Below are 500 nucleotides of genomic sequence, written 5' to 3' on the forward strand. Positions count from 1 at the left end.
AAACTACCCGTACCGCAAACCGACACAGGTAGTCGAGGAGAGTATCCTCAGGTGAGCGAGCGAACTCTCGTTAAGGAACTCGGCAAAATGACCCCGTAACTTCGGAAGAAGGGGTGCTGACCGCAAGGTCAGCCGCAGTGAATAGGCCCAAACAACTGTTTATCAAAAACACAGGTCTCTGCTAAATCGTAAGATGATGTATAGGGGCTGACGCCTGCCCGGTGCTGGAAGGTTAAGAGGATGAGTTAGCGCAAGCGAAGCCCAGAATTGAAGCCCCAGTAAACGGCGGCCGTAACTATAACGGTCCTAAGGTAGCGAAATTCCTTGTCGGGTAAGTTCCGACCCGCACGAAAGGCGTAATGATTTGGGCACTGTCTCAACGAGAGACTCGGTGAAATTATAGTACCCGTGAAGATGCGGGTTACCCGCGACAGGACGGAAAGACCCCATGGAGCTTTACTGTAGCTTGATATTGAGTGTTGGTACCGCTTGTACAGGAT

At 51.4% G+C, this 500-nt stretch carries 1 rRNA gene; it reads left to right on the plus strand.

Going from position 1 to position 500, the window contains the following annotated elements:
• Window positions 1-500: ribosomal RNA gene (locus ACTHTS_RS11045) — 23S ribosomal RNA — on the plus strand; the annotation flags it as partial.

The organism is Neisseria sp. P0019.S003, assembly GCF_051957115.1.
Taxonomy (GTDB): Bacteria; Pseudomonadota; Gammaproteobacteria; order Burkholderiales; family Neisseriaceae; genus Neisseria; species Neisseria flavescens_D.